Origin of the sequence: Streptomyces prunicolor, from assembly GCF_045162825.1 — a bacterium.
GTDB lineage: Bacteria > Actinomycetota > Actinomycetes > Streptomycetales > Streptomycetaceae > Streptomyces > Streptomyces prunicolor.
Window position 1 is genome coordinate 8,644,496 of sequence record NZ_CP108676.1, and the last position, 22,380, is coordinate 8,666,875.

The 22,380-nt window shown below is 68.7% G+C and carries 16 protein-coding genes and 1 pseudogene; 12 read left to right on the forward strand and 5 right to left on the reverse strand.

The features are described 5' to 3' along the window. The first annotated feature begins 128 nt into the window (after positions 1-128). The 3 genes from OG588_RS39285 to OG588_RS39295 all read left to right on the forward strand — a co-directional run bounded on the left by OG588_RS39285 (position 129) and on the right by OG588_RS39295 (position 4,314). Positions 129-806, forward strand: a complete 678-nt coding sequence (locus OG588_RS39285) for a pyridoxamine 5'-phosphate oxidase family protein (RefSeq protein WP_405951385.1) — start codon at positions 129-131, stop codon at positions 804-806. 462 nt (positions 807-1,268) lie between these two features. Then, on the forward strand, positions 1,269-2,597 hold the full coding sequence (locus OG588_RS39290) for a radical SAM protein (protein WP_405951386.1): 1,329 nt from the start codon (positions 1,269-1,271) through the stop codon (positions 2,595-2,597). A gap of 214 nt (positions 2,598-2,811) precedes the next feature. Continuing rightward, positions 2,812-4,314, forward strand: coding sequence for a cellulose-binding domain-containing protein (locus OG588_RS39295; RefSeq protein WP_405951387.1), 1,503 nt, complete (start codon positions 2,812-2,814; stop codon positions 4,312-4,314). Positions 4,315-4,401: 87 nt separating this feature from the next. Here OG588_RS39295 and OG588_RS39300 read toward each other — a convergent pair whose 3' ends face one another. Further along, positions 4,402-6,486: a DUF4157 domain-containing protein gene (locus tag OG588_RS39300; protein ID WP_405951388.1), complete on the reverse strand. Its 2,085-nt coding sequence runs from the start codon at positions 6,484-6,486 to the stop codon at positions 4,402-4,404. Between OG588_RS39300 and OG588_RS39305 the strand changes: the two genes are divergently transcribed. Both OG588_RS39305 and OG588_RS39310 read left to right on the forward strand, forming a co-directional pair. Further along, entirely contained in the window at positions 6,391-7,377 is a 987-nt protein-coding gene (locus tag OG588_RS39305; RefSeq protein WP_405951389.1) for an SDR family NAD(P)-dependent oxidoreductase, read from the forward strand. The two genes, OG588_RS39300 and OG588_RS39305, sit on opposite strands and share 96 nt — an antisense overlap. A 92-nt stretch (positions 7,378-7,469) precedes the next feature. After that, positions 7,470-8,492 (forward strand): LLM class flavin-dependent oxidoreductase, encoded by a 1,023-nt coding sequence (locus OG588_RS39310; RefSeq protein ID WP_405951390.1) that lies wholly within the window; start codon positions 7,470-7,472, stop codon positions 8,490-8,492. Between the two features lie 284 nt (positions 8,493-8,776). Here OG588_RS39310 and OG588_RS39315 read toward each other — a convergent pair whose 3' ends face one another. Then, complete coding sequence (locus tag OG588_RS39315) at positions 8,777-10,405, reverse strand: protein kinase domain-containing protein (protein WP_405951391.1); 1,629 nt, start codon at positions 10,403-10,405, stop codon at positions 8,777-8,779. A 379-nt stretch (positions 10,406-10,784) separates the two neighbouring features. On the opposite strand from OG588_RS39315, the gene OG588_RS39320 reads away from it, so the two are divergent. The 4 genes and pseudogenes from OG588_RS39320 to OG588_RS39335 form a co-directional block, all read left to right on the forward strand. Then, positions 10,785-11,438, forward strand: coding sequence for a hypothetical protein (locus tag OG588_RS39320; protein WP_405951392.1), 654 nt, complete (start codon positions 10,785-10,787; stop codon positions 11,436-11,438). A gap of 580 nt (positions 11,439-12,018) precedes the next feature. Next, a complete protein-coding gene (locus tag OG588_RS39325; RefSeq protein WP_405951393.1) occupies positions 12,019-12,411 on the forward strand; it encodes a hypothetical protein in 393 nt (130 codons plus the stop codon). A 964-nt stretch (positions 12,412-13,375) separates the two neighbouring features. Further along, the gene (locus tag OG588_RS39330) at positions 13,376-14,239 is read left to right on the forward strand and encodes a hypothetical protein (RefSeq protein WP_405951394.1); all 864 of its coding nucleotides are present in this window, start codon (positions 13,376-13,378) and stop codon (positions 14,237-14,239) included. A gap of 294 nt (positions 14,240-14,533) precedes the next feature. Continuing rightward, positions 14,534-14,959 (forward strand): annotated as a pseudogene (locus OG588_RS39335) (GTPase RsgA); the annotation flags it as partial. 289 nt (positions 14,960-15,248) lie between these two features. Here the strand turns inward: OG588_RS39335 and OG588_RS39340 are convergent. The 3 genes from OG588_RS39340 to OG588_RS39350 are packed head-to-tail and all read right to left on the reverse strand — an operon-like array spanning position 15,249 to position 17,891. Then, entirely contained in the window at positions 15,249-15,980 is a 732-nt protein-coding gene (locus OG588_RS39340; RefSeq protein WP_405951395.1) for a hypothetical protein, read from the reverse strand. Further along, complete coding sequence (locus OG588_RS39345) at positions 15,937-16,329, reverse strand: hypothetical protein (RefSeq protein ID WP_405951396.1); 393 nt, start codon at positions 16,327-16,329, stop codon at positions 15,937-15,939. Before OG588_RS39345 ends, OG588_RS39340 begins: the two co-directional genes overlap by 44 nt. Then, positions 16,329-17,891 (reverse strand): glycoside hydrolase domain-containing protein, encoded by a 1,563-nt coding sequence (locus OG588_RS39350; protein WP_405951397.1) that lies wholly within the window; start codon positions 17,889-17,891, stop codon positions 16,329-16,331. The genes OG588_RS39345 and OG588_RS39350 overlap by 1 nt, the downstream gene beginning before the upstream one ends. A 1,341-nt stretch (positions 17,892-19,232) precedes the next feature. Between OG588_RS39350 and rsgA the strand changes: the two genes are divergently transcribed. The 3 genes from rsgA (at position 19,233) to OG588_RS39365 (ending at position 22,380) form a co-directional block, all read left to right on the forward strand. After that, positions 19,233-20,354 carry a ribosome small subunit-dependent GTPase A gene (gene rsgA / locus OG588_RS39355; protein WP_405951398.1) on the forward strand — a complete coding sequence of 374 codons (1,122 nt, stop codon included), beginning with the start codon at positions 19,233-19,235 and terminating at the stop codon, positions 20,352-20,354. 107 nt (positions 20,355-20,461) lie between these two features. Then, positions 20,462-21,886: a DNA-3-methyladenine glycosylase 2 family protein gene (locus tag OG588_RS39360; protein ID WP_405953312.1), complete on the forward strand. Its 1,425-nt coding sequence runs from the start codon at positions 20,462-20,464 to the stop codon at positions 21,884-21,886. Then, complete coding sequence (locus OG588_RS39365) at positions 21,883-22,380, forward strand: methylated-DNA--[protein]-cysteine S-methyltransferase (protein ID WP_405951399.1); 498 nt, start codon at positions 21,883-21,885, stop codon at positions 22,378-22,380. The genes OG588_RS39360 and OG588_RS39365 overlap by 4 nt, the downstream gene beginning before the upstream one ends.

The window sequence follows — 22,380 nt, forward strand, 5'->3', positions numbered from 1 at the left end:
TGCGTGCGTTTTCCCTGACCTTCTCATCCGCCGACGGCGAGTGCGGATTTCGTCGGCTTAGGTCGATGAAAGTGACGTGATGGTCAATCTGTAGCCTATGTCCTGCGATATCGGTAGCCTCTGCTGTCATGACCGCCCCGCGCCCCGTCACCGACCCGCTCCCCGTGAACAACCGCACCCGACACCGTCGCCTCGCCGACCAGGGCAGCCTCGACCGTGCCGACCTGGAGGCGATCCTCGACGCCGGTTTCGTCTGTCACCTGGGGGTCGTGATCGAGGGGCGGCCGGTCGTCGTACCCACGGTTTACGGGAGGGACGGGCGGCGGCTGTACTTCCACGGCTCCGTCGCGAGTCGTAGCCTCACGGGCGGAGCCCCCGTGTGCGTCACCGTCACGCATGTCGACGGCCTCGTCCTGGCCCGGTCGGTCTTCGAGCACGGGGTCAACTACCGCAGCGCGATGATCCACGGGGTACCCCACAAGGTCACCGACCCGGAGGAGAAACTGGCCGGCCTGCGCTGCCTCACCGAACACGCCACGCCCGGCCAGTGGTCGTACGCCCGCCTCCCGAACCGCAAGGAACTCGCCGCGACCACCCTCCTCGCCCTCTCCCTGGAGGAAGCCTCGGTCAAGATCCGCACCGGCCCCCCGGACGACGCCGACGGCCCCGACGCGGAGCTGCCCGTGTGGGCGGGCACCCTCCCGCTGACCTCAACCTGGGGCACACCCGTACCGGACCCGGTTCTGCCCCCGGGTATCCCGGTACCGGAGCACGTCGCGAGCCGCGAGGGGACCAGGCACGGCTGACCGGGCAGGGCTGAAGGGACAGGGTTGAGCGGGCAGGGCTGAAGGGGCAGCGATCTCCGCGCCCGTGGCGCTCCCGGGCCGCTGCAGGGCGGTGCCGCCAGGGCCGTATGGCCGCCCGGCTCCGACCCGATCTGACCGTTCCGGCCCGACAGATCCGCTTCGGCTCGCCCGACCTGCCTCAACCCCGCCCACCCCCATGCCCTAAGGGGCGCGGGGAACTGCGCACCCAGCCACAACGCACCCGCACTCCGCATACAACCCGAGCCCCCACCCCCGACCCGACCGCCACAACGCACCCGCACCCCGCAATCAACCCGAGCCCCCACCCCCGCCCCGTCCGCCCGACCAAACCCACCTGAACCTCACCACACCGACCCCCCGCTCCCCCCGCCCAACCGCCGGAGGCATACCGTGAGGAGTCGTACGCCTGAGCAGGGCGACTGAGGCGGGAGGAGATACGGGATGGGCAGCCGCACCGCGCTGGTCGAGGATCTGATGGAGCGCTTTCCGCATGTGCCGCGGGAGGCCGTCTTCAAGGAGGACCTGCTGCGTGGGGGCGTCGCCTTCGACCCGTCGGCGCTCAGCGACAACGAGGGCGGTGAGGTGAAGCCGAAGTCGTACTTCATCTTCTCCTTCGACCACGGGACCCTGCCCGAGTTGGGCGAGGCCGCGCTGCGGCGCCCGCCCGAGGAGATCATCCTCACGGGGGGCCCGTACGACCTGCGACGGACCGTCGTCTCCGTGCGCGTGAACCCGGCCTCGCCCTACCGCGTGGCCTCCGACGAGGACGGCGTCCTCGGGCTCTACCTCGACGGCAAGCGCATTGCCGACGTCGGGGTGCCGCCGATGCCGGAGTACTACAAGCACAAGCTCGCCAACGGGAAGTCCGTCATGGAGGTGGCCCCGACCATCCAGTGGGGCTACCTGATCTACCTGACCGTCTTCCGCGTCTGCCAGTACTTCGGCGCCAAGGAGGAGTGCCAGTACTGCGACATCAACCACAACTGGCGCCAGCACAAGGCCGCCGGGCGGCCGTACACCGGGGTCAAGGACGTGGAAGAAGTCCTCGAAGCGCTGGAGATCATCGACCGGTACGACACCGCGAAGGTGTCCACCGCCTACACCCTCACCGGCGGCGCGATCACCAAGACGGTCGCCGGGCGCGACGAGGCCGATTTCTACGGCCACTACGCCAAGGCCATCGAGGAGCGCTTCCCGGGGCGGTGGATCGGCAAGGTCGTGGCCCAGGCGCTGCCCAAGGACGACGTGCAGCGGTTCAAGGACTACGGCGTGCAGATCTACCACCCCAACTACGAGGTGTGGGACGAGTATCTGTTCAAGCTGCACTGCCCGGGCAAGGAGCGCTACGTCGGGCGTACCGAGTGGCACAAGCGGATTCTCGACTCCGCGGAGATCTTCGGCGCGCGCAATGTCATCCCCAACTTCGTGGCCGGCGTGGAGATGGCGGAGCCTTTCGGGTTCACGACTGTCGACGAGGCCATCGCGTCGACCACCGAAGGGCTGCGCTTCTTCATGTCGCAGGGCATCACGCCCCGCTTCACCACCTGGTGCCCCGAGCCCACCACCCCGCTGGGCAAGGCCAATCCGCAGGGCGCTCCGCTGGAGTACCACATCCGGCTGCTGGAGGCCTACCGCGCGACGATGGAGGACTTCGGCCTCAAGTCCCCGCCCGGATACGGCGAACCGGGCCCCGGCCGCGCCGTCTTCTCCGTCAGCTCCTTCATGGACAGTCTCCCCGCCGAGCCCGCCGAGGAGCCCACGCCTTTGTAAGGTAACGGTGTGGCCAACTCCTGCGACAGGTGAGTCGGGAGAGGCTCGGACACGTACAACTGCACAGAGGCGACTGACAGTCACCGTAATTGAATAGGCGGCTTGTCAGTTGTGTGGGACGCGTGAAAGGCTCTGGCCCTGTCACGAGGCAGCCCCCCTCCAACTTGCTTACTGTCAGAGCTAGTTGGCCGTCATTCGTGGATGCAGGAGACCCATGCCCGACCTGCCGACTCCTCAGGACGCCGCTGAGGCAGCGCTGTTCACCGAGAGCTGGGACGCCGTGCTGTCCTACGCCGACCTGTGCACGTCCGGAGCCGCCTCGGCCACCGAACTGGCCAGCGAGGCCTTCGCACTTGGCATCCAGGAGGCCCGCTCCGCCGGGTCCGGCCCGATGCGCGGACCGGCCCGCCGGGTACTGCCGGTGATACCGCTGCTGCTGACCGCCGTACGGACCACGGCCGCGGCCTGGGAGTTCGCCGGGCGGGGGCACCGGCTCGACCCGGACCTGCGGCTGTGGCTCAACTCGGAGAAGGCGGCCCGCTATCACGGCATGCCGTTGCAGCGCCCGATAGCGCTGCGCGGGCTGCGGGATCTGCAGGAGGCGGACGCGGCGCTGCTGTGGCTGGCCGAGGTGGAGGCGCTGCCGCTGCCCGTCGTGGCCCGCCGGCTCGGCCTCGACCCGGCGGTCGTCTCCAGTGAACTCGCCCAGGTGCGGGCCCTGTTCAGGGACCGCTGCCACCGCAACCACCTCGACACCCCGATGGCCGCGGAGTGCCGCAGCTACGCCCGGCTGCTGGACGCGGTGACCCGGTCGCCGGCCGCCGACACACCCGAGGACCTCTCCCGGCACCTCGCCACCTGTGTGCAGTGCGCGGAAGCGGCCGCCTGTCTGCGACTGGCCGGCGGCGGACTGCCCGCCGCCCTCGCGGGCGGGGTGATCGGCTGGGGCGGGCTCGCCTACCTGGAGCGCCGCCGCCGGGCCTCCGAGGTACGGCTGGGCGCGGGGCGTCCCGTGGCCGAACTGGAGGCCGGGGAGCCGAAGGAGGGCGCGAGCAAGGCACGCCTCGTACGCAACAGTCTGCTCGCCGCGGCCGTCGTGCTGTCGCTGGTGGCGCTCGGGGTGTCGATGATGCCGATGGGCGGCTCCGGGCACGACAACGCGGCCAGCGACGACGCCGACCGCCAGCCGGTGTCCGACCCCGCCCCCACCATGTCGTCCGTCGGCACCCGTCCGTCGGGCACGGCCTCGCCGTCCCCCCGGCCCACGGCGAGCGGCTCCGCGACCGACTCCGGGGACAAGAACCCCGACACGGAACCCCAGGGCACCGCCTCGGCCACGGCGAGCAACTCACCGGACCCGACGAAGAGTTCGGGTGCGGGATCAGGTTCGGGTACCACCACTCCGGCGAGCTGCGACGTCACCTACGACCTCGTCAACCAGTGGCCCGACGGCTTCCAGGCCTCGATCACCGTCACCACCACCAAGGCCCTCGACACCTGGCGCCTCGCCTGGTCCTACCGCGACGGCCAGCAGGTCACCCAGATGTGGGACGCGAGCGTCGCCCAGGACGGCTCCCGGGTCACCGCCACCGCCGCCGACTACAACAAGGACGTCGCCGCGGACGGAAGCTTCACCTTCGGCTTCCTCGGGACGTGGGACAACAGCAAGAACTCCGCGCCGTACGGGTTCACGCTCAACGGGGCGGCCTGCAAGTAGTGCGGTTCGTCCCGGTCCTTCCGGGCGGGCCGTCACCCGCCCCGGCAAGGTCTTCGGGCGGGTGACGACCACCTGCGAACTACGCGCTCACGAACCGGTGTTGGCGCGCTTGCCGATCAAGTCCCGGTACAGGGCGGCGCGTTCGTCATCCGTCTTGGCCTTGGCGAGTTCGGCCTTCCAGTCCTTCTCCAGGTCCTTCAGCTTCTGTACCCAGTCGCCGAACTTCTCCAGGTCGACATGGCGCTGGCTCGCGCTCAGGGGTGCGTTGCCGCCGGGCTTGTCGTCCTTGTGCCCGCCGAACTGGCTCACCGGGTTGCTGTTCTTCTCGCTGCTCGTGATGCCGTGCTTGTAGCCGTCGGGGGTCCTGCCCCCGGGCCCGGCGGTCTCCAGGCCGACCTGAAGTCCGCCGTCGCGCTCGTCCGTCGGGTGCTTGTACCCCATGAACATGTGCCCGTACGACTCGTTCGGGAGGATGGTGTCGCCATGGTAGTCGGTGTTTCCCATGCCTCCCGCGGCCATGGGCAGACCGTAGAGGTGGGTGCTGGGATCGAACCAGTTCTGGACGGTGGCCCCGATCTCTCCCTTCTCCACGAACGCGCCCGGCGTTCCGTCGACCGGGTTGTTGTCGCCGATCTTCAGGTGATGCGTGCCGAACTTGCGCCGGTACACCGGTTCCTCGGGCGTGGACTTGGACTCCCAGGGCCTCCGGTTCTCCTTGGTGATGTGGAGCCACTGGGGCAGCTCGTATCCGTGCTGGCCGTCGGCCAGTTGGGGAATACGGATGTTGACGCGTCCGCCGTAGGCCAGCGCGTGGGCGACGTCGTCCTTGAAGTCCTCGTGCATGCCGGTCTCCGGGTTGAAGACCTTCAGCCCCTCCTTCAGGATCAGGAAGATCTTGGTCAGCACCTCGGTGCCGCGCTCGACCCGCTCCCGGTGCTTGGCGGCGTCCGGTACGCGGTCGTTGATTCCGGGAGGGACCATGGTCGTCACGAAGGTCTGGAAGATGTGCTCGTTCCGTTCCCCCGTGAGCTGTTCCTTCTCGGTCTCCGGGGTGTCCTTGTCGTGCATGGCATGGTGGCGGGCGAGTTGGTAGTCCGAGCGGGTGGGTTTGTCCGTCGGCTTCCCCTGAGCGCGGTCCGCGACCTCCTGCCGCCAGCGCAGGGTGGCGATGAGGAGGCGCTTGCCCTCCGGCTGCTGGAGCCAGTTGTGGAAATCGCCGGCCTTGAGGTACGCGTCGGCCTCGATGGTGCTGCACATCCCCACGGTCTTCAGCCACTTGGGGTCCTCGGACTCCACGACCTTGATCGCGTCGAGCTCCTCGTCCGTGAAACTCGGGCCGCTGCGCACCCGCGTGTGGATGACCGCCCGCACGTCCTTGTTCCTGATCGTTTCCTTGCCCCTGACGAGCAGCCCAGCCAGCCGGGCGATGGCCGGCTGCGAGTCCTGGATCGGGGGTGAGGGCGAGGTCGGGGGCGGAGTCGTGCTCTGGGCCGGAGGCGTGGTCGACGGTCCGGGCCGGTCCGCCCGCTGGACGGAGACGTCCCCGTCCACGCTGCGCTGCACCGCCGTACCGGGTAAGTCGGCCCCGGGCAGCGACAGTTCGGGGTCGGCGCCCCGGGCCAGCTTCCGCCCGTTGGCGCCGGCGCTCCGCTCGAACGGGTCGTCCGGGTGGGAGACCTTCTCGCCCCGGCCGTTGTCGGTGCCGGGCACGGGGCCCAGGGCCTGCTGGCGTACGTGGTCGACCTCTTCGAACATCACCTCGTCCTCGACGCGGTCGCCGCCGAGCACGATGTGGGCACCGGTGGTGTAGGCCAGGGCGCCGAGATCCTCGGCCGAACGCTGGGCGACCGGGTCGCTGTGCACGCGTACATGCCCGAAGTCCATGCTGTACGCCCGCTCGGCCCGTTGCAGGATGCGGGGCTCCAGCGGCCGGCCGGGAGAACCGACGGCGTCGACCACGGACGACCGCCGCTGCATGGGCACGGCCGCCGCAGGCCCACTCCGCTGCTCCTCGGCACGCTCCTCGTCCCGTGCCCGCTGGATCGCGCGGCTCACCGCGGCGTTCCCGGCGGCCTGTTGGAGCGCGGCGAGCGGCGGCAGGGCGGCGGGCCGGGACACGGGACGGCCACCGGCACGGTCACCGCTCGGGCGGTCCTCTCCCTGGATACGCATACGCGGTTCCCCTTCGGTCGGCGGGCGTCCCTCGCTGTTACGGGTGCCCTTTCCTCTTACCGGACGGGGGCATGGGGGAGAGAAGTCCGTAGGGGCAGAGTCGGGGGCAGACTTGGCGCCGAGTCCGTCGTCTCAGCCGGACGCGGGCGCCGTCACGATCGGATCGAGGAGCCGTCGTGGTGCGTTGATCGCGCCGGAGACGGGGTCGTCCTCGGGGCCCGCCGCCCGGAAACACTGGCCGACCTCCCCGTCGACCAGCGCCTTCGCCTCGATGTCACCGACCAGGAAAGCGTCGACCGGGCCGTCCGGGACGCCGGCCGTATCGACGTCCTGATCAGCAACGCCGGCGACACCGTGCGCGCACCCCTGGAGAGCGTCCCGCTCGCGGAGGTCGAACGGCTCTTCCAGCTCAACACCCTGGGCGCGCTGCGGGTGACCCAGGCCGTGCTGCCCGCCATGCGCGAACGAGGAGCGGGCCGTCCGGTCTTCGTCTCCAGCATCCAGGGCCGTCTGGTGCTGCCCATGATCGGCCCCTACGGCGCCGGCAAATGCGCCCTGGAGGCGCTCGCCGAGAACCTCGCCATCGAGACGGGGCACTTCGGCGTCAAGGTGAGCGTCGTGCAGCCCGGCGCGGTCTCCTCGGGCGGCGGCGAGCGCGCCAAGGTGTTCCTGGGGGAGAACGACCCCTGCACCCCGCTGTACGAGGCCTTCCCCGCGCTCCGCGGCGAGCTGATCACCCCGGAGGACGTGGCCGCCGCGGTGGCCGCCACGATCGAAGATCCCGCACCTCCGTTGTGCGTACCGCTCGGCGCACCCGCCGAGCGTGCGCTGCGAGCCCGTAAGGAGGCTCCCGAGAACGAGCCGTTTCTGCCGGTCGCGATCGATTGGTAGGGGACGTGGAGGGCTGAGGGGGTGAGGGGACGAAGGGAGCGGGGCGGCTCGGGGCGGGGAATCAAACGGGGCCGTCGGACGCTCTGGCGTGCGTGAAGAAGATAGGTTTTCTCTCGTTCGGTCACTGGTCGCCGAATCCGCATTCCAAGACCCGGTCCGCCGCGGACTTCCTGCACCAGTCCATCGACCTGGCGGTCGCCGCCGAGGAACTGGGCGTGGACGGCGCGTACTTCCGCGTGCACCACTTCGCGCAGCAGGCGGGCAGCCCCTTCCCGCTGCTCTCGGCCATCGGCGCGCGGACCTCGAAGATCGAGATCGGTACCGGCGTGATCGACATGCGCTACGAGAACCCGCTGTACATGGCGGAGAACGCGGGCGCCGCCGACCTCATCTCCGGCGGCCGGCTGCAGCTCGGCATCAGCCGTGGGTCACCGGAGCAGGTGATCGACGGCTGGCGCTACTTCGGGTACGCGCCCGCGGAGGGTGAGACGGGCGCGGACATGGCCCGCCAGCACGCCGAGGCTTTCCTGAAGGTGATCGAGGGCGAGGGGTTCGCGCGGCCCAACCCGCGACCGATGTTCCCCAACCCGCCGGGGCTGCTCCGCGTCGAGCCCTACTCGGAGGGGCTGCGCGAACGGATCTGGTGGGGCTCCAGCTCGAACGCGACCGCCGTCTGGGCCGCGGAGCTGGGGATGAACCTGCAGAGCTCCACCCTGAAGGACGACGAGACGGGCGAGCCGCTGCACGTCCAGCAGCGCAAGCAGATCGAGGCGTACCGCGAGGCGTACAAGGCGGCGGGCCACGCGCGCGAGCCCCGGGTGTCGGTCAGCCGCAGCATCTTCGCGCTGACCGACGACATGGACCGGGCCTACTTCGGCCACGACCGCGACTCGCGGGATCAGGTCGGCATGATCGACGACACGACCAGGGCGATCTTCGGACGCTCGTACGCCGCCGAGCCGGACGTGCTGGTGAAGCAGCTCCGGGAGGACGAGGCCGTCCAGGCCGCGGACACCCTGCTGCTGACCGTCCCGAACCAGCTCGGGGTCGACTACAACGCCCATGTGCTGGAGAGCATCCTGACCCAGGTGGCACCGGAGCTCGGCTGGCGCTGAGTGTTCTGCCGCCCTGGGGGCGGGGCGGGCCGTGGATCACGACCCGTTCGTGCGGACACCGCACGGCGACCCGGTCGTGGTGCGAGAAGCAGGCCGCGATGCGGGCCGTCTTCGCGGGTTCCGCCGGTCGATCGACTCCGGGGAGACATGGGGCACCGGACGGCCGGCGCCCCGCATCGACGGACGGATCTGTGGGCGCGCACGCCGGGAACGGGGACGACGATCGTCTCGCGGTACGCGGAGGCGTCCGGGCTCCGGCTCGGTGGCCGGTCCCGGCATCGGCCTCAGCACAGGTAGTTCGGCGAACTGGCCCAGTAGACGAGGTAGGACCATGTCTCCGGGCCGATGAGCCCGTCGACCGTGATGTTCGCGCAGTTCTGGAACCGCCTCGTCGCTCCCTCGGTGACGGGCCCGAAGTTCCCGTCCTCGGGAATCGTGCTTCCCGTCATCGAAAGGTTGAGATAGCACTGTGCCTGCCGCACCGCCGCGCCGGACGAGCCGTTCTTGATCGCTGGACGGCTGCTGGTGTAGCCGCATGAGGTGGCGGGGCCCTTCGGTACGGTAACCGCCGGCGGGGTGACCGTAGTCGTCACCGTGGCCGGCGGAGCCTTCGTCACTGTCGGGGTGTCGGTCACCGTCCGGGCCGGTGCGGCAGTCCCGACCGCCTCACCGGAAGGGGGCTGCGCAGCCGGTCGGGCCGTGCTCCGGGAGGTGGCGGGTGCGGACTGAGAGGTGCCATGGGAGTCGCTGGTCATCACCATGGCCGCGGCGCCGCCTCCCACCAGAGCCACCGCGAGTGCGGCCCCGGCGATCATCAGCGACTTGCGGCGCCTCCGCGTGGCGTTGCCCGCCCCTTCGTCGTGCTGGGCGAAAGGCACCGGTGCGGTCGGCCCGGTGGGCGCCCGGCCCCGGATGTGTGCCGCCGGACCGGACTCGGGTCGGTCGACCGACCCGTGCGACGGCACCGGCGTGGGCGGCGTCGCCCGGGTCGGTGCCCGGGCGAGGCTCCCGTCGCCGTTGTCGTCCGGCGGCGGCGCCACCTGCGTGGGCGGATGCTCCGATGCCCCGGGCGCCGCTGAGTCCAGCGGCACCGACAGCCCCGCCGCCACATCGCTCAGCATCCGCAGGGCCTGCTCGGCGGTGGGCCGCTCGTTCGGGTCCTTGCGAAGCAGTGCCTCGATGACAGGAGCGAGCGGTCCCGCGTGCCGGGGTTCCGGAAGCTCCTCGGCGACCACCGCCTGCAAGGTGCTCATCGTCGTGGTGCGGCGGAACGGGGACCGCCCCTCCACTGCGGCGTACAGCGTCACGCCGAGCGACCACAGATCGGACTCCGGGCCCGGACGGTGGCCCATCGCCCGCTCCGGAGCGAGATAGTCCGGTGAACCAACGACATCGCCGGTGCGGGTCAGACCACTGGAGCCCTCCATGACGGCGATGCCGAAGTCCGTGAGCACCACCCGGCCGCCCCGCTCGAGCAGTACGTTGGCGGGCTTGACGTCCCGATGGAGAACCCCCAGCTGATGCGCCCGGTCCAGCGCCGACAGCAACTGCGCTCCGAGTCGGGCCGCGTCCCGTGGCAGCAGCGTCCCCTCCGTGGCGATGACGTCGGCCAGCGACTGTCCGTCGATCAGCTCCATCACGATCCACGGTCGACCGTCCTCTTCCAGGACATCGAACACCGTGACGATCCCCGGGTGCTTGACCCGCGCCGCGGCCCGTGCCTCCTGCTCCATGCGGGCGTGCAGCACCACGAGGTCTTCGTGCGGCAGATCGCCTACCGTCAGCTCCTTCACCGCCACCTCACGGCCGAGCACCTGATCCCGGGCCCGCCACACGGTCCCCATCCCACCGCGGCCGAGCTGCTCGACGAGGAGATACCGGCCGGCCAGCAGCCGTTCCTCCTGCCCGCTCATGGCGCTCCCGAGCCGTGATCGGGCAGGCATGGGCACCGAGCAGAAGGTGTACGCATCTTCATGGCTCCTCGCTTCTGCCGTCGTGCGGCCGAGAACCCCGCCCCCTCCCATGCTGTGCCGACCGCTTGGTGTTGTCGCGCCGAACCGGACCGACCGCGACCGGGCTCGCCGTATCCGTCGGATGACGAGGGAGGGGTCGGTCACGACGGATCGGAGCAGTGATCGAGGGCGTCACGAACCCACAGGTCAGACCCACAGGGCAGACCCACCGGTCAAACGCCCGTACTTGAGGGTGGGGCCGGGCAAGCATGCGCGGACTGCTGGCGGACAGGGGGGATCCCGGTTGAGGATCCGTGTCCGCCGGCGGTTGCGTCGTCGCGTGGGAGCGTCCGGCTCGCGGTTGGTACCGCCGGTTTGGAAGACGCCCGGTTGTTTTCTGGCCGATGGCTCCGACGGTGAGGGGCTTCCCCGTGGAGGTGGTCGCGACACCCACCCCTTCTGGGTCACCGACCCTGCCGCAGGCACGCACGTCCAGATCACGGCGGTCAGCCGCTACACCAAGACGCAGGTCACGCATGACCTGACTGTCAGTGACGTCCACACGTATTATGTGCTGGCGGGGGCCACGCCTGTCCTGGTTCACATCTGCGGTTCCGCCGAAGAACAGGGAAGCGGCAACGTTTGGAAGAGCAGCGAAGAGCTCAGCAACGCCACTGGAAGGACGACAGCATCCAGGAATCGTGCCATTGATGCCATCATCAGCGAAGATTTCCCGGACCTCAATCTCACCTTCCTCCCCGTTTACAGCTACGGGGACAACTCCGGCATGGCGAAGGCTAACGTAGGAACGCAAATTGGATTCAAGAGGTTTGCGAGCCGGGCACTCCTTCGCACTACGGTGGTCCACGAGGAACTGCACCACCGTTGGTTTGCGCGCGGTCTTCGCAACCACCATCCACGCGACGACTCCGGGACGTCGGATCGATTTTGCGGAATCGTCGAACGCTACATGCCGATCAGGGGCTGGCAATGACGGAACAGGCGGCTCGGCTACCCGGGCCGTGCCGCGAGTGCGGCGGGGTCGGCACGGAGTGGCTGGTTCAGTCCACCAACAACGGGTCCCTCAGCTGGGCAGTCGAGTGGGATTGCGACACATGCGGGATCTCGCACGACTCGGGTGAGGGTTGGGCACCATCAAGAGTACGGAACGCGATCCTGGAGCAGCATGGACCCCATTGCCTGAAACTCGTCTCTGTCGCAGCGCACGGGGGGCCACTACTGAAGTCCTTTCGAGCAGCCTTCAGTACGTCAATTCAAGAAGCGAAGAGATTGTCGGATGAACTGAAACGGTCTGGCTTTGAAGGCACGCTGGTGGAAACCGCGCTTCTCTCCGAGTTGTTGGAGAAATTCGGAATCTCCAGCGTGACGCAACCTGGTCGCTGTAGCTAGTGAGCTGGTCTTGAGCCGGTAGCTTACCTCGTGTGTCGCTTCTCGTTTCAGATCTTGGTGGTTTGCTGCGGGGAGTAGTGGCCCTGGTTCATTCGCCCTCAGGTATGTTTCCGATCAACGCAGTTCGAAGACCATCCACACCGAGACGGCTAGGGTGGGGCGCCATGATCAGGCTGGCAGGAGACGACCGAGACGGCCGCAAGACGCGCGACTGGGAAGTTGACGAACCTACGCCGGAACGAATCGCTCAGTCGATCGCGGATCTTGATGGAGGTCGATGGACCGAGGTTTCCGTGACAGAGGATGACCCTTTCCGGTATATTTCGATTGCGGGTGGTCCGGATTTCTTTCTGGTCACGGGGGAATCTGTCGATGGAGAAATGCTGCAGCTGAGGAACCCCGAGTGGGGATCGGAGGAGTTCAGGCTCGTATGCGGTGGTCAGACGGGGATTTTTGAACGATCAGATCTCGTTGACCGTGATCAAGCTATCGAGGCTGTTTCGGAATTTCTGAACGGTTTTCCTGACGGATTCGGATCGGCCTGGTCCGTGGAATAGGAAAGATTGCCGGGGGCATTTAAGTGCTTTCCGGCAACCTTCTGCTGCGGCGGGAGTGGCAGTCGTGATTTTTAATCAAGCATGACGAATCTGAGTACATTGGCCCGCCGGTATGCGCCGAGATGATTGGGCGTGCCGAGGAGGTGCTTCAGGTTCGCCTGCCGAGGAGTTGCATCGATCTGACTCTTGTGCACGTCATGAGCGCCGGACCATATGTGTATCGATGCGATCTGCGGAGTTGGGTGTGTGGTGTGGGTGGGCGTTGTGTCGCCCAGGATGATTGCTGAATGGAAGTACCCAGAAATCGGCGTCGTCCTTGGCATTACTCCCTCTGTTGGGCATGCCAGAATGGGTGGTGATGGTATATGATTCCCCGGATCGGCGATGAAGTCGCCGTCTCCTGCGAGGCGGCAAGGGTCTGAGTGGTCGCGGTGAACTCGCGTCACATTGCTTTGGAATGGCCATGGGGAGTGATCGACCATTCCTCGATCTTTTGGTGGGGCGGCACCTATTCCCTGCCGTGCGATGAGTCCCACGCGGAATGGGTCCTGTACAGGCTCGAACCGGCGGCTTCCGAACTTCGTGCGGGATATGCTTGCGTGATTTCCACCCCTCCGACGCGGCTCCAAGTCGGGCATTATGAAGAATATGACCCTCCGCGTAATCTCGGCTGGACTCCCGCACCTGTCGCGGGAATCTATGTGGTTGCGCCGGAGAAATCGGAGGACGAGGATGCGGGATCCATGCTCTATCTGGGAGGCGCTGAGCACATTCGGGTGGAGCCGGCCGACGGATAGCTGTTCAGGTCGTTCGTGCGGGTGAACGAGAAGACGTTGGGGTTGGTGAACTCGGCCGCGACGGCGTGGAACACGGTGACGTTCAGCAGCACGGGCTCGCAGCAGTCCGTGGGGGATCACATCGATGTGCGGTAGCGCGGCCGATGCGGGGAACAGGGAGCGGGATCATGAGGCGAAGTGCTGTGCGGCGTCGTGGAGTCGGGGCGGCCGGGGCAGCCGGGGCGCTCGCGGTGGCGTTGCTGGCCGGGTGTTCGGGGTCCGGGAGCGAGGCCGACGGTGACGACGTGGCGGCGGCCGTCTCCGCGGAGGCGTCGGCCGCCGCGGGCAAGGGCGCGGGTGCGGGTGCGGGTGCGAGCGCTCTGTCGGCGACGGGGCTGGAGGCCGTCGCACTGGCGGACGGGAAGGTCGTCGCCGGGGGGACGGTGACGGCGCAGGTGTCGGATCTGGACTTCCCGAACCCCGGGACGGTGATCGCGAAGAAGGCGGCGTGCACGCCCCTTGCCGCGGTGCAGGCCGGGTCGGTGCTGGGGGCGCCGGCGTCGGTGGTGCGGCGGATGTGGATCGGGCCGCAGGAGACGTCCGAGGCGGACCTGGGGGCAGATCCGTCGGACAAGGAGCGGGCGGCAGCGGCGCTGGACGCGACGACTTCCTTCGTCTCGCTGGCCTCGTACGGGCAGGAGACGGCGGCGAAGGCTGCGATGGCCGGGATCGGCCGGGCGGTGCGGGAGTGCGTGGGCGGGTTCGTGTACACCGTGGCCGGCGAGGACCAGGTGAAGACGGTCAAGGCCGAGAAGACGGGAACGCCGGCCGGCACCGACGGCGCGGACGAGGTGATCGCGGCGACCCTGACCGTCCGGGTCGACGGCGTGAACGGGCCGGTGCAGGTGGTCGTGGTCCGGGAGGGCGGCACGATCGGCTACTTCCGCGCAACGAACCTGGCGTCCCAGGCCACCGGGGACGCCTTCGCCCTCCCCGCCGCCGTGGTCCGGGCCCAACTCACCCAGCTCACCCAGCTCACCGAGATCGACTGAGCCGTCCCGGAAGCCGACGGCCCGGGCCGATCCGTGCTCGCTCATGAGCGTGCCGTAGTTCGGTGGCGTGGTAGCACGTGCGTCTTCTAAAGTCCGTGCTGTTGGAGCGGCAACCGTGCGTTGTCGCCGGTGAGTTGGCTTGTGTTGTGGGAGGTGTGACCGATGGCTGTCTCTGTGATGGGCGCTGCCCGCATTCAGAAGTGCATCAAGTCCACCTCCGTGGCCACCGGCTGACCTTCCTCTTCCACCGCGCCGACGTGCGCGCACCGGGGCCACCCTTGTGAAGGGTCTCCCTTGACTTCCACCTCTGCTTTTCTCGCGCTCGCCCGCTACGGCTGGGACGACGCATGGGCGGACGAGTTCGCCCGCTATGACGCCGAAGGACTGCTGGCCGGCCGGGTGATCCGGGTCGACCGGGGGCAGTGCGACGTCGTCACCACCGACGGGACGCTGCGCGCCGACACCGCGTTCGTCACCCCGAACGACCCGATGCGCGTCGTGTGCACCGGCGACTGGGTGGCCGTCGAACCCGCGGGCAACCTGCGGTACGTACGGACGTATCTGCCGCGCCGTACCGCCTTCGTGCGCTCCACCTCCTCCAAGCGGGCCGAGGGGCAGATCCTCGCGGCCAATGTCGACCACGCGATCGTCGCCGTACCCCTGACCGGGGACCTCGACCTCGGCCGTATCGAACGGTTCCTCGCGCTCGCCTGGGAGTCCGTCGTCATCGTCGGCGAGCTGCGGGAGCACGGCCCGGGAGCGAACCGCAAGCGGGTGGCGACCAGGGCACGCACCATACGTCCGAGGCGTTTGCGGTGTCCTGTCGGAAGTGCAGGGCGCGTCGAGTGTGAACTCCTGCACGGGGAAAGGCGGTTCAGGAGACCGCGGCCCGCGTGGCTCCGGTCGAGTTCGAACGAAGGCCGCTCACGTCACGTAGCCCACCGGAGAAGTGGCTCCTGTGCCCCGGACGTCGCTTGACGGCAGGGGCACAGGAGTGGGGTGATCAGGACTAGGGCGCCGGAGTGGGCACGTCCTTGAGGTACGCCGCGGCCTTCCTGCGGCGCGCCGGGAGGAACGGGTCGATCGAACCGGCGCCGGTGCCGGGGGAGGCATCCTCGCCACGGATGCGGGCGGCGAGACGGTTCAGTTCGGGATCACCGGGGCCGACGTTGATCTGGAAGTGGGACTCCTTGACGGGGTCCGCGTTCCCGCCCCAGCCGACAACACCCCGGCAGTCGGCGAGGATGTCCGCGACGACCACTTTCTCCAGGTCGGAGAGCCCGGTGCCCTTCTGCGCCCCGAGCGGGTAGAAGAGCGGGCGGATCGTGATCGCCGTACCGGACAGACGGTTCGACTCGAAATCCGCACCGACGGCCCGGTCGGTCGAGTACCCCTGGACGTCGCCGGGGCGGAGCGTGTCGATCTCGTAGCTGAACCGGCGGACTACGTGAAGAAGTACGGTGGCGACGTCGCCCTTCAGGAGGGGAACGGAGACGTTGGTGCCCTCGATCCGCGAGGCCTCCGTGTCGACGGCGTGAACGACCGGCCAGTGGTTCTGGGTCCGTCTGCCCCGCCAACCGCTCGGCCACGGGGCTGCCTGGGCGCTCTGGCTCGTGACGACGAGGGTTCCGGCGGTGATGCCCGCGGCGAGGCCGAGGGTCTGACGGCGGGTCAGCGTGCGGGGCGAGTGGTGTCCTTCAAGGTGTGCGTCCTTTCCGGTGACGGCGGTAGGCGAGGACAAACCCCGCCACCAGGCCGGCCGTCAGGACGGTCGCGCAGACAAGGGTGAGTGGATTGATCCAGCCGCTCACGAAGTCCTGCTGCGTGCCGTTGTCCCAGTGGCATGTCGCCTGCGGCGGCAGAATGCCGCTGTCGTATCGGATGAGATGGACCATGGGGCGCAGTTCGAGCTGGTCGGGGCATGCGTGTGCCGGGATGGTCATCGCGACCTGGAGGCAGCCGAGCACGTAGCAGAGAATCCCCGTGGTGGCGGAGCCCTTGATGATGCCGACGAGCCGCCGGCCCTCGTGGAACCTGACGAAGGCGAGGCCGCACGCCACGAGGAGAACCGCCAGGAACCAGGAACCCATCAGCCGGCGGAGCCCGAGAAGAGCTTGGCGTGGTTGGCCAGCAGCGTCGCCCGGCTGCTCTCCTCCAGCCCGGCGCGGGCGAACAGCGTTTCCGCGAAACCGAGACAGAAGGGCTGGAGCAGGTTGTCCGGGAGCGTGTGGGACAGGACGATGAGAACTCCTCCGCCTTCGTATTCGAGCGCGACCCGTCCGAGGTTGATGATCGGGGAGTCCAGCGCGGTGAGGATGTAGTGCGCGGCGTCCTGCGCCGTGGACCGCGTGCTGTCGAACCGCTTGGACAGGAAGTCCTGGAAGCGGGTCGCTCCGCCGGTCTGTTCGTAGTGCTCGCGCAGGGCCGTGGTGATGGCCTTGCCGGCTCGCAGTTCCTCGGCGAGGAGGAACCCGTCCACGTCCTCGACGAGATCCTCGAAGCTGAAGCTGGAGGAGACGCCGATCTTCGCCATGTAGTCGGTGCAGTAGGTGTAGCCGGAGGCGACCGAGTCGCTGTCGTGACGCCAGTTCCCGTAGAACGTCATGACGTCTCCGGCCCATCCGGCGACATCGCCCGCGTTGGCGTGGCTGTGGTCGACCAGGGGTGGCTTGATCATGTGCCCGGCGGTGGTGGCGAGCAGATGCTGGGGGCCCAGGGTCTGTCCCGTGAAGGGGTCGGTGAATTCGGAGAGTAATTTCGCCCCGTGGCTGTCGGCGTAGGCGACGAAGTCCCAGTCGACGTCGCCTATCAGCTGCGTCCACCTGTAGTCCGAGTAACGCGCCTGGCGGTAGTAGTCGGTGACGAGCCGGTTCGGGTCCCCGCTGCCGTAGTTCTGCGCCAGGGCGTACAACTGGTCGAAGTTCGTGAGGAGGTCGATCGCGGGGGAGACTGCGCGGTTGACGTCGCCCTGTCCGAGGTCGGCACCGTCCCGGTGTACGTCACGGTCCAGGGCGAACACGTCGGTGCCGTTGGTGACTTGGTATTCCTTGATCTGGTTGAAGGACCAGTTCGCGGGGAGCGGAAAGCCGAGATTGCCGGAGAATCCCCAGGACATTCCGGAGACGAACGAGTATCTGGCGTAGGTCTCCTGCGTCACCTGGGCGCACACGTTTCTGGAGCCGTACACGCCGTGCGCGTAGCGCTTTCCCTTGGAGGAGAGGCCGGAGGTGACACCCCGGAAGTACTCCAGGATCTTCGGCATGTCCTCCACGGTCGCATCGTAATCGACGGCGAAGTAGATCACGGTGCCCCGGTTGAACCCGAAGTGGACCGCCTGGTCATGGGCCAGCCGGCCGTGGGCGTAGCCGTTGGGGGAGTTGTACTCGGCGAGGGTTCTGCCGTTGTCCTGGAAGATGGGGAAGACGCGCAGGCCCGCGCCGAAGATGTCGTCGAGTTCGCCTTCCTCCAACATCTTCGAACCGCCGCCGGCCGAGGCCTCGTTCAGGTAGCGGCCGACATACAGGTACTTGTCGTCGCGCATCCGCTGTGCCCGCGACGCCGTGATGGTGTACGCGGTGTCGGATCCGGTGGCCGCGCGGTCGGGATCGCCCATGGACACCAGGAGTTGGGCCCAGGTCAGGTAGTCGCCCACACCCGAGCGCTCGGACTTGTCGCACCCGGAGAACGTCTGGAAACCGCTGACCCAGCCCGAGATGTCGGAGTCCCAGGTGTCGGTGAAGTGGGTGCTCTGATCGGCCCACGGAATGGGCCTTGAGCGCGGCCTGGGTTCCGGCGCCGAAGTTTCCGGTCGCCTGGGCCTCCGGTATGCCGCCCTCGATCTGGATGGCCTTCATCAGAGCCTGCTGGACATCGCGGGAACAGTGGCCGTCGGTGGGGCCGATGGTGCATGTACTCCGCGTCCAGTAGCGGCCGTTGAGCCACCGCTGAATGGATCCGATCTTGTCGTCGCCGCCGGACAGAACGGCGTAGGCGTCCATGGTGAGAATCGCCTTGAGGACCTTGGGCTGGACCACCCCGCCATCGCGGACGAGGCCCCTGTTCTCCTTCATCAGGTCGACCGACGCGGCGGCGGAGTCGAAGGCCACCACCCCGGTGTCCCCGCCCCAGTAGCCCTTGCAGAAGAGCCCGTGACGGATGATTTTGACGATGTTCGCTTTCGTCTGCCAGCCGAGTCCGATGTTTCCCAGGGCGGCCACCGCTGAGAGGGTGCCGGCGCCGAAGTTGGCCACAACAGGGCTGATTCCCAGCTCGTGTTGCAGACCCATCGTCAGGCTGTACATGGTGGACCAGCCGGTCTGCCCGTTCTCGGGGCACGCCGCGTATCCCGCCACCGAACCGTAGGTGGCGTTGACCCACTGCTGGGCGGCAAGAACTTTTTCGTCGGCCGTGAGACAGCCTCTCCTCGCTGTTCGGAGATCGCTGATGGGCGCACGGGACCGTGCGAATGGGGAACATGCGCATACGTGGACCTGCGCCCTGTGCGGGCATGCGTGTGCCGGCCCTCAGGCTTGACGATGTGTCCCCCCGCTGCCGACCGGTATCTCTGGTCGGCGAAGTCCCTTTGCGGGCAGCCTGGTTGGGCTCCCCGCAAGGAGATCAACTTAGTCACAGGTGGAACCTGAGGGGCAAGAGATACCCATGACGATCGGACGTTGGCCTGAACCAGTCAGATGGGTGCCTGGATGGACGGCGTCTGTCCCGGGGCTTGAGATGCGCCCGGACTCCTCGTCGAATAATGGTTGGCGCTCCGTGGGAGTCGGAGGCTAGGTTGCTTCTCGTCCCAGTGGTGGCCGGTCGGCCACCAGTGTCGGTTGAGTGCATAGGGGAGGTGTGACGGATGGCTGTCGTTGAGATGGGCACTGCCCGCATCCGGAAGTTCATCAAGTCCACTCCCGTGGCCTCCGGCTGACCTCTCTCTCCTTCCCGTGCTTGTGCGCGCGGTGCCGGGGCCACCCTTGTGAAGGGTCACCCCTTGTCTTTCTCTTCTCTCCCGGGTTCGTTCTCGTCCACCGCTTCCGTGCATCCGCTCCAGCCGTACGGCTGGGATGCGGACTGGGAGGCCGAGTTCGTCCCGTTCGCCGAGCGGGGTCTCCTGCCCGGCCGTGTCGTACGGGTCGACCGTGGCCTCTGCGATGTCGTCACGTCGGCCGGCACCGTCCGTGCCGACACCGAGTTCGTTGTCCCCCGTGACCCGATGAAGGTCGTGTGCACGGGCGACTGGGTCGCTGTCGACCCCGAAGGCGGCAACCCGCGGTACGTACGGACGTATCTGCCGCGCCGTACCGCCTTCGTGCGCTCCACCTCCTCCAAGCGGTCCGAGGGGCAGATCCTCGCGGCCAATGTCGACCACGCGATCGTCGCCGTACCGCTGACCGGGGACCTCGACCTCGGCCGTATCGAACGGTTCCTGGCGCTCGCCTGGGAGTCCGGTGCCCAGCCCCTGGTCGTGCTGACCAAGGCCGACCTCGTGCCGGACGCGGTGACGTTGTCGTATCTCGTCAAGGACGTGGAGACGACGGCGCCGGGCGTGCCGGTGCTGGCCGTCAGTGCCGCCACCGGGGACGGGATCGACGTGCTCGCGGCGGTCGCCGCCGGCGGTACGTCCGTGCTGCTCGGGCAGTCCGGTGCGGGCAAGTCGACGCTCGCGAACGCGCTCATCGGCGAGGACGCGATGGAGGTGCAGGCCACGCGTGACGCCGACGGCAAGGGCCGTCATACGACCACCACGCGCAATCTGCTCGCCCTGCCGGGTGGTGGGGTGCTGATCGATACGCCGGGGCTGCGAGGCGTCGGGCTGTGGGACGCGCAGACCGGGGTCGGGCAGGTCTTCGCCGAGATCGAGGAACTGGCGGGGCAGTGCCGCTTCCACGACTGCGCCCACGTCGCCGAACCGGGCTGCGCGGTGCTCGCCGCCGTCGACTCCGGCGACCTCTCCGAACGCCGGCTCGACAGCTACCGCAAGCTCATGCGCGAGAACCAGTGGATCGTCGCCAAGACCGACGCCCGGGCCCGCGCCGAACTCCGCCGCGACTGGAAGCGGAAGGGGGCGGAGGGGAAGGCGGCGATGGAGGCGAAGCGGGGGCGGTGGGCTTAGCCTCGTCGCCGGCCGGCCGGCGGTCCGACCCGGCCCGGCATGGCGTCAACGTCCCGTCCGATTTCCGCCAGCCCCACCCCCGGGGATGGCGGAGACTGGACAGCGTGATGGACGAAGACACCAGGTACGAAGCCGTGCGGAGCCGGGATGCCCGGTTCGACGGGGAGTTCTTCTTCGGGGTGGCCACGACCGGGATCTACTGTCGGCCCAGTTGCCCGGCGGTGACGCCGAAGCGGCGCAATGTGCGGTTCTTCGCGACGGCCGCCGCCGCGCAGGGCTCGGGGTTCCGGGCCTGCCGGCGGTGCCGTCCGGACGCCGTGCCGGGGTCGGCCGAGTGGAACGTGCGGGCCGATGTCGTGGGCCGCGCCATGCGGCTGATCGGCGACGGCGTCGTGGACCGCGAGGGCGTCGCCGGGCTCGCCGTGCGGCTCGGCTACAGCGCGCGGCAGGTCCAGCGGCAGCTCACCGCCGAACTCGGCGCCGGTCCTGTCGCCCTCGCCCGGGCCCAACGGGCGCACACCGCAAGGGTGTTGGTGCAGACCACCGACCTGCCGATCACGGAGGTGGCATTCGCCGCCGGGTTCGCCAGCGTCCGCCAGTTCAACGACACGATCCGCGCCGTGTACGCGTCGACCCCGAGCGAGCTGCGGACGGCCAGGACGCCCCACGCGACCAAGGCACCGGCGAAAGGGACCGGCCCGTCCGCCGGAATCCCGTTGCGGCTCGCCCACCGGGGCCCGTACCAGTCCGGCCCCGTCTTCGATCTGCTCGCACGCGAGGCCGTCCCCGGCATCGAGGAGATCACCGGCACCCCCGGCCGCCGTACCTACCGCCGTACCCTCCGCCTCCCCTACGGCACCGGAATCGTCGCCGTCGACGAACGACCCGGCGCCCTCAAGGCCGCGTCCCCCGCCCACCCCGGCGGTTGGCTCGACGCCCGTCTGCACCTCACCGACCACCGCGACCTGACCACCGCCGTCCAGCGCCTACGACGGCTCTTCGACCTCGACGCCGACCCGTACGCCGTCGACGAACGGCTCGGCGCCGATCCCCGGCTCGCCCCACTCGTCGCCGCCCGCCCCGGCCTGCGTTCACCGGGCACCGCCGACCCGGAGGAACTCGCCGTACGGGCCCTGGTCGGGCGGGCGGAGGCCGAGCGGCTGGTGCGGCGCTACGGCAAGACGCTGGACGCCCCGTCCGGCGGCCTCACCCATCTCTTCCCCGAGCCGTCCGCGCTGGTGGACGCCACCCCCGGCGAACCCCTGGCCGCCCTCGCCACCGCCCTGGCCGACGGCACCGTACGGCTCGACGGCGGTGCCGACCGGGACGACGCGGAGGAGGCATTGCTGGCATTGCCCGGCATGGACGCCGCGACCGTCGCCGTCATCCGTACCCGCGCGCTCGGCGATCCTGATGTCGCACCGCCCGGCTTCGATGTTTTGGACGCGTGGCGCCCCTGGCGTTCCTATGCCGTACAGCACGTAGAACTTGTACAACACCTGCGCACGGCAGGGGAGTTGGAGTCCCGATGAGTACACCGAGCAGCATTCGCTGGACGAGCTTCGACAGCCCGCTCGGCCAACTCCTCCTCACCGCCGACGAGTTCGGCGCCCTCACCTCCCTCTCCGTGCCGGGTCAGAAAGGCGGCCGTACCGTCCAGCCCCAGTGGCGGCAGGACCCTGGCCCCTTCCGTGCCGTCGGTGAACAGCTCGCCGCCTACTTCGCCGGTGAACTCAAGGAATTCCAGCTGGAGTTCCGCACCTCCGGCACCGACTTCCGTGAGCGTGTGTGGAGTGCCCTCGACTCCGTCCCGTACGGCGCGACGACGACGTACGGCGAGATCGCCGCGCGGATCGGCGCGTCCCGGGCCGCCGTCCGGGCCGTGGGCGGGGCGATCGGCGCCAACCCGCTGCTGGTCGTCCGGCCCTGCCACCGGGTGATCGGCGCCGACGGATCGCTGACGGGGTATGCGGGCGGCCTCGACCGCAAGGTGCAACTCCTCACGCTGGAGGACGCGTTGGGCTGA

What these genes read in the sequence shown, in the direction of transcription:
- OG588_RS39295 (WP_405951387.1), top strand. Translation starts at nt 2,812, where the DNA reads ATGCCCGACCTGCCGACTCCTCAGGACGCCGCTGAGGCAGCGCTGTTC.
- OG588_RS39365 (WP_405951399.1), top strand. Translation starts at nt 21,883, where the DNA reads ATGAGTACACCGAGCAGCATTCGCTGGACGAGCTTCGACAGCCCGCTC.
- OG588_RS39345 (WP_405951396.1), bottom strand. Translation starts at nt 16,329, where the DNA reads ATGGGTTCCTGGTTCCTGGCGGTTCTCCTCGTGGCGTGCGGCCTCGCC.
- OG588_RS39290 (WP_405951386.1), top strand. Translation starts at nt 1,269, where the DNA reads ATGGGCAGCCGCACCGCGCTGGTCGAGGATCTGATGGAGCGCTTTCCG.
- OG588_RS39315 (WP_405951391.1), bottom strand. Translation starts at nt 10,405, where the DNA reads ATGAGCGGGCAGGAGGAACGGCTGCTGGCCGGCCGGTATCTCCTCGTC.
- OG588_RS39360 (WP_405953312.1), top strand. Translation starts at nt 20,462, where the DNA reads ATGGACGAAGACACCAGGTACGAAGCCGTGCGGAGCCGGGATGCCCGG.
- OG588_RS39330 (WP_405951394.1), top strand. Translation starts at nt 13,376, where the DNA reads ATGAGGCGAAGTGCTGTGCGGCGTCGTGGAGTCGGGGCGGCCGGGGCA.
- OG588_RS39300 (WP_405951388.1), bottom strand. Translation starts at nt 6,486, where the DNA reads ATGCGTATCCAGGGAGAGGACCGCCCGAGCGGTGACCGTGCCGGTGGC.
- OG588_RS39325 (WP_405951393.1), top strand. Translation starts at nt 12,019, where the DNA reads ATGATCAGGCTGGCAGGAGACGACCGAGACGGCCGCAAGACGCGCGAC.
- OG588_RS39285 (WP_405951385.1), top strand. Translation starts at nt 129, where the DNA reads ATGACCGCCCCGCGCCCCGTCACCGACCCGCTCCCCGTGAACAACCGC.